Raw genomic sequence first — 6,507 nt, forward strand, 5'->3', positions numbered from 1 at the left:
TCAACACAGGGGCGAACCTCCTCGCCTTCATCACTCAGCACCTCGGCCAGCTTTTCACCGGGTTTCAGGCCGCTGAATTCGATCATGATATCCACGTCCGGGACCTTGCCGCTAAGCTCTATCATCTGGCGGGCCAGGTCGGCGATCCGGACCGGCTCGCCCATCTCCAGCAGGAATTTGCGCGGCCGACCCGCCGGAGTGCCAGCGCCGATGGCGGCGCTGTGGAGAACCAGCTGAACCGCCTCCGGTATGGTCATGAAGAACCGGTTCACCTCCGGATGGGTGACAGTGACGGGTCCCCCGCGTGCGATCTGGTCACGGAAAATCGGCACCACCGAGCCCGCCGAGCCGAGGACGTTGCCGAAGCGCACCGCGGTCATCCGCGTGTCGCCGCCGAGAGCGAGGTCCAGGAGAGATTCCGCGACCCGCTTGGTGGCTCCCATCACGTTGGTCGGGGCCACGGCCTTGTCGGTCGAGATCAGAACAAATTGGTCCACGCCGTGGGCCACGGCGGCCTGCACCACGTTCCAGGTGCCCTGCACATTGGTCAGGACCCCCTCGGCGGGGTTGTTCTCGACGAGGGCGACGTGCTTCAGGGCGGCGGCGTGGAAAACTATGTCCGGCCGTTCGGCGCTGAACACCTCCGCGATGCGGTCGGCGTCGCGGACGTTCGCCAGGATGGCCCGGCGGCCGGCTTCCGCCCGGGTGCGCTCAAGTTCGCGGTCGATCTCGAAGAGCAGGAACTCGGAATGATCGACCATGCTGAGGTGGGCGCAACCGAGCGCCAACAACTGGCGGCAGAGTTCCGAGCCGATGCTTCCGCCGGCTCCGGTAACCAACACCCGGCGGCCGGAGACGAGGTTGCGTATTGGCGCAGCATCCAGGGCGATCGGCTTGCGAGGCAGAAAATCCTCGAGCGGGATTTCCTTGAGTTCATTCTCGGCCCCGGGAGCGCCGCCGATCTCGGCCAGGCTTTGGGGTTTGAGAAGCGTATGTCCCGCACTGCGGAGCTCGCCGATCCGCTCGGTCGAGAAGCCATAAGCCTGAACCGGATCGTCCAGAAACACTATGGCGTGAGGCGCCGCGCCTCGCCCGGTCAAGCCGCTGTGGGCTGGAACCCAGGTAGACAGGCTGGCGATGAAGGGCACTCCGTGCAGGCGGAGACCAACCTCGTCGGGATGGGGAGTGACGATGCCGACTGGCTGATACGAGGTATGCGGATCACCCTGAAGCATCCTCAACTGGCGGTCGGCCGCCGCCATCGAACCGACAATCAGCAGCGGCGTACGATCTGTCGCCGGGCGCGGCCACCAACTAGGCAGGAAGTGGGCCGCCAGGCCCGGATCGTGTGGCAGGCGCCAGACCATGCGGAAGCCGACAAGCAAGGCCAGGCTCACCAGCCAAGCCAGGGGCAATACCGACCGAGGCAGTTCCACGCCACGATCAAGGAAGAAGATCAGTCCGAGGAAAACGCCGGTCGTAATCGTGACGTTGCCGACCAGGCCCACGACTTCGCGCATGGAGGCGAAGCGCCAGGCCGAGCGTTCTGACTGAAAGACAATCTCGGTTCCCGCGCCGATGCACGCATACAGTGCGGCCCAACCCACCACACGCACCGCGTCCGGGTTTGTCAGCCACCACTCAAGGGGCAGGGCGCGCCGCAACTCATAGGCGAGCACAAAACCCAGAAACAGCAGACCGATGTGAAGGCAGAATTTGACTGCCCATGCCAAGGTCAAGCCGGCTGGCGCCGCGGTTCTGGCAGTACCCGTCATAGAACTCTCGATGGTGAGGGCAATCCATACCCAGCAACGGGATCGCTTAGCCCTAGCCTGTGCGTCAGGCACCGCCCTCTGGCAGAATCCGAAACAATTGGCAAACGCACACATGGCTCAAACGGACAGCGCTCAAGCGGACAGCGCGTCATGCGGCCCGCCCGCTACCGAGAGCTTCAACGGCGGCTCCAAACACTGGCGTGACGTGTCCGCTGCAGCGGACAGTCCGAGGACACATCCCCGTGGCCGGCCCAAGGAGCCGCCCGGGCAAACGCCCTGTTGACCGCCGGCGCTTGGTGCTGGACAAGGGCACCGGCGCGTCCCTGTCCAGGTCTGTTCAGGGCTGCGCAACCCGTTCTGCGTCCCTGTGTTTCACCCGGCGGTTTCGTCGGCCCGCTTTTTCCGAGGTGTATTGCCCGTGATGCGCGTTTCTCTGCTTTTGACAGCCCTTCTGGCCGTCCTGCTCGCCGGCTGCGGGGGGCCGCGCATGGATGTCGCCGCGATGACTGCAGCGCAGCCGGTCGATCTGCAACCGGTCGGGACGGAAGTCGAACTCGCCGCTGAGTACCGCATTGGCGTGGGCGACCAGCTCGACGTCACCGTGTTCCAGGTTGAGGACTTGTCGTTCGAAGAACTGGTGGTCGATACGTCGGGCAACATCAACATGCCCCTGATCGGCGCCGTCCGGGGCGCGGGGCGCACCGCCGGCGAGATGTCCGCCGATATCGCAGCGCGGTTGGCGGCGCGGTATCTGCGCGATCCCCAGGTGACCGTCACGGTCAAGGAGGCCGCCAGCCAGAAGATCACCGTAGACGGGGCGGTCACCAAGCCAGGCGTTTATGAGATGCGTGGATCGAGCTCTCTCCTCCAGGCTGTGGCCATGGCGGAGGGGCCTACGGGCGTGGCGGACCTGACCAAGGTCGCCGTATTCCGTACAATCGCTGGTCAGCGGTCAGTCGCCGTGTTTGACCTCGCGGCCATCCGGCAAGGTCGGGCTTCCGATCCGGAGGTGTTCGGCGATGACGTCATCGTGGTTGACACCTCACGCCTCAACTCCGCGCTGCGTGGTCTGGTCAACGCGATTCCCGCCCTGGCTGTTTTCCGGCCGTTCTAGGGGCCGGCAGGCCGAGGGATGGGCCGACCCCGGCGCTCCGATTTACGCATGCCTGCGGGGCCACGAGAATGTCGAGATTTCGGGTGCGTGTCAGCAGGCTTTGCGATATCAGCCCGAATTGTTTGAGCGCGGCCAAGGCCGCAAAGCGTAATGGAAAGCATGATGCTGGGCGACAACTCCTTCGCTGACGAACGCGGCGCTCGGCCAACCCTGGCGGTCGGCGCCTCCGCCGATGCGTCGGTCAATGCTCCTTCCGGGGTCTGGGCCGAGAACCGCGACGGTGCGCAGGTTCTGGATTTGGCGGTGTACTGGCGTTTGGCGCTCAAACACCGCATTCTGATCCTCGGCTGCTTTTTTGGCGCATTGGCTGTCGGCACGGCGCTGACGCTCCTCATGACGCCCATCTACACGGCCCAGGCGACCTTGCAGATCGATCGGGAGGCTGCCCGGGTTTTCAACTCTGAGTCTGTGGCTCCCAGTGAAAGCCTGATTCAGGGCGAAGAATTTTTCCAGACGCAGTACGGCCTCCTCCGCAGCCGGTCGCTGGCGGAACGGGTCATTGAAACCCTGGGTCTGGCGAGTTCCGACGAAGCGCTGAAATCTATCGGCGTTGAAGCTCCGCAGGCCTCGGGCACCGCCGCCAGTGCGGCCGAGAAGCGCCGGGCCGCAGCCCTTGAAGCCTTGCAGGAAAATCTCAGCGTTTCGCCCGTCCGCGGCTCGCGCTTGGTGGCGATTGGCTACGACAATCCCGATCCGGTGGTCGCGGCAAGAATCGCCAATGGATTCGCCGAGAACTTTATTCAGGCCAATCTGGATCGAAAGTTCGAAAGCTCCTCCTACGCCCGCGAGTTTCTGGAGGAACGTATCGCGCAGACCAAGGACCGGCTTGAATCCGCCGAACGACAGTTGGTCGCCTATGCCGCCAACCAGCAAATCATCAACATCAGCGAAGCCGACGAAGGGGGGGAGTCCGGCGGGGCCAGCCGGTCACTGACCTCGAACAACCTTGTCGCCCTGAATGCGGCGCTCGGGAAAGCGCGCGCCGACCGGGTCGCGGCGGAAGAACGGTGGCGGTCGGCCCGCACAGCGCCTCTGATGACGCTGCCTGAAGTGTTGCAGAACCCCACGATACAGCGACTGATAGAACAGCGGGCGATCCTCGACGCGTCGTATCAACAGAAGCTCAGCGTTTATCAGCCGGACTACCCGGAAATGGTGCAGCTCAAGGCCCAGATCGAAGAGGCCGAGGGACAGATCCAGACCATCGCCGGCAATATCCGGAGTTCGATCCAGAACCAGTACGAGATCGCCGCCAACCAGGAGCGTTCCCTTCAGGCGCAGGTGACCGGATTGACCGGGGACGTGCTCGATCTGCGGGATCGCTCCATCCAGTACAACATCCTGCAACGGGAGCTCGACACGACCCGCACCCTGTATGAGGGCTTGCTGCAGCGCTACAAGGAAGTCGGAGTAACGGGCAACATAGCGGCGAACAACATCTCGATCGTCGACCTGGCGTCTCCGCCGGAGAGGCCGTCAAAGCCCAATCTGTTGGTGAATGTCATCCTCTCGGCGCTCCTCGGACTGGGCTTGGGTGTGGTCGCGGCCCTGGTGCTGGAAGCCCTTGACGAGACTGTAGCGACGCCGGACGACGTCGAGAGCAAGCTGGGTATTCCGGTGCTCGGCGTCATCCCGCTGCTGGAGAAAGGGCAGACGACGACCGCCGCATTGGCGGACATCCGATCAGGCTTCTCTGAGGCTTACTATTCCCTGAGAACCGCACTCCAGTTCTCGACCCCCGAAGGCGCACCGACCAGTTTGTTGGTGACCAGCGCCCGACCCGCCGAAGGCAAATCGACCACGGCCTTCGCGATCGCCGTTAACCTTGCCCGGATCAACAAACGGGTTCTGCTGGTCGATGGCGACCTTCGCAATCCGTCGATGCACCGCGTCGTCGGCGTCGAGAACGAGCGAGGCATGAGCAATCTGCTCTCGGGCGCCGCTGACCTTGCTGCAGTGGCTCAGCGCACGAGCCAGGAAAACCTGTTCTTCATCCCCTGCGGTCCGCTTCCGCCCAACCCGGCCGAACTGTGGGGCGGCGATCGACTGCGCCACATCCTGGCTGAGGCCCGCAACAGTTTTGACCACGTGGTCATTGACGGCCCTCCCGTACTCGGCTTCGCGGACTCGCCCTTGCTGGCGGCATCCGTGAGCGGCGTCGTGTTCGTGGTGGAGTCACGCGGCACGCGTCGCGGCCAGGCGCGCGGCGCCCTGCGACGCCTCAAGGTCGGCCACGCCCATCTCGTGGGAGTGGTGCTGACCAAGTTCAGCACCAAGAGCACCTCTTATGGCGGGTACGACTACGCGTACGACTACAAATACGGGTCAGAGCCGGCGCCCGAACCCAGCGAGCGCAAGAAGGGCAAACAGGGTTGAGAGAACGGGCCGCTTCCTCCGGTCAACCGCGAAGGCCCCGGGTCGCGTCCATAGCTCCCTATGCCTTTACTGTCGGAGCTGTCCTCCTGGGTTGGCAGATCGCTATTCAGCCGGTTGTGATGCGGGCGCCGGTTGGAGCCGCCATCAGGATCGCTCCAGGATCGCCGCAGGTCCTGCAGAGGGCCGCCGAGGCGGAACTGGCCGCGGGGCGAACTGACAACGCCGCCGCGCTCGGTCGTGACGCCCTCGCCCGTTCACCGTTTGATGTTCGCGCGCTGAGGACAGTCGGCCTTGCAGAGGCCCAGGCCGGCCGCCGCGACGCTGCAGACGAGATTCTCACGCTCGCGGGGAACTGGAGCCTGCGCGACGATCCCGCCCACGCCTGGCTCGTGGAACACCGGCTGCGAGCTGGCGATTACTCTTCGGCCTTTGCTCACGCTGACACGCTGGCGCGGCGGCGTGTGGATATCCATCCCCAGATCTTCGAACTGTTCTCTGTCGCAGCCGCGGCAGACCCGAAGCGAGTTTTGCCGGTGCTGGCGCGGCTGCTGGTTGCCGACCCGCCCTGGCGGTCGGCCTATCTGTCGAGCCTCAACACGACAACTGAGGGTCTCCTGACAGCAGGCAACCTCGCTATCCTCCTGCAGTCCAGCCCCACGCCCTTCACAAATGCAGAGCTGCAGCGGTTCTACGGGCAATCGTTTGAAAGGGGACAGGTTGATCTCCTCGTTACTGTAAGGACTCGCCTGAATCGCCCGCGTGCCGACTCGGCTGTAACCAACGGCGGCTTTGATGACCCGACCGCGCCAGCCCCCTTCCAGTGGACATTGATCCAGAAGGCCGGCGCAGTCGCACAGATCATTGGGGATGACCTTGATCGGGGGGATCCGGCCCTCCGCGTCGAATATGATGGCTATTCAACAGCCGACATCGCCCAGCAACGGACGTTCCTGTCGGCAGGCCGATACCGTTTCCGCGCGGAGTCGAGAATCGAGGCGGGAGAACCGGCCGGGCGGATGGAGTGGGTCATCACCTGCGCGACGGGCGACGCCAGGCTTGCTTCCGTGCCCGCAGTACCCGGCCTGGGCGCCGATGGCGGCGCCTGGACAACCTCGACTGTAGACTTTTCGGTATCGGCGGCCTGTCCCAGTCAGTTGCTCGAACTGCGGGGGCTGCCCCGGG

4 protein-coding genes are annotated in these 6,507 nt (G+C 64.4%); 3 read left to right on the plus strand and 1 reads right to left on the minus strand.

From position 1 onward, the window contains the following. The coding region (locus RDU12_RS10975; protein WP_308684616.1) for a nucleoside-diphosphate sugar epimerase/dehydratase at window positions 1-1,775 on the minus strand (1,775 nt) is incomplete at its 3' end. Between the two features lie 421 nt (window positions 1,776-2,196). Between RDU12_RS10975 and RDU12_RS10980 the strand changes: the two genes are divergently transcribed. The 3 genes from RDU12_RS10980 to RDU12_RS10990 all read left to right on the plus strand — a co-directional run. Then, on the plus strand, window positions 2,197-2,889 hold the full coding sequence (locus tag RDU12_RS10980) for a polysaccharide biosynthesis/export family protein (protein WP_300289159.1): 693 nt from the start codon (window positions 2,197-2,199) through the stop codon (window positions 2,887-2,889). Between the two features lie 162 nt (window positions 2,890-3,051). Further along, window positions 3,052-5,325, plus strand: coding sequence for a GumC family protein (locus RDU12_RS10985; protein ID WP_300289158.1), 2,274 nt, complete (start codon window positions 3,052-3,054; stop codon window positions 5,323-5,325). Window positions 5,326-5,444: 119 nt separating this feature from the next. Beyond that, window positions 5,445-6,507, plus strand: a 1,063-nt coding sequence (locus RDU12_RS10990) for a hypothetical protein (RefSeq protein ID WP_308684617.1), incomplete at its 3' end; no start/stop codon positions are given.

Origin of the sequence: Brevundimonas sp., assembly GCF_031082345.1 — a bacterium.
Taxonomy (GTDB): Bacteria; Pseudomonadota; Alphaproteobacteria; order Caulobacterales; family Caulobacteraceae; genus Brevundimonas.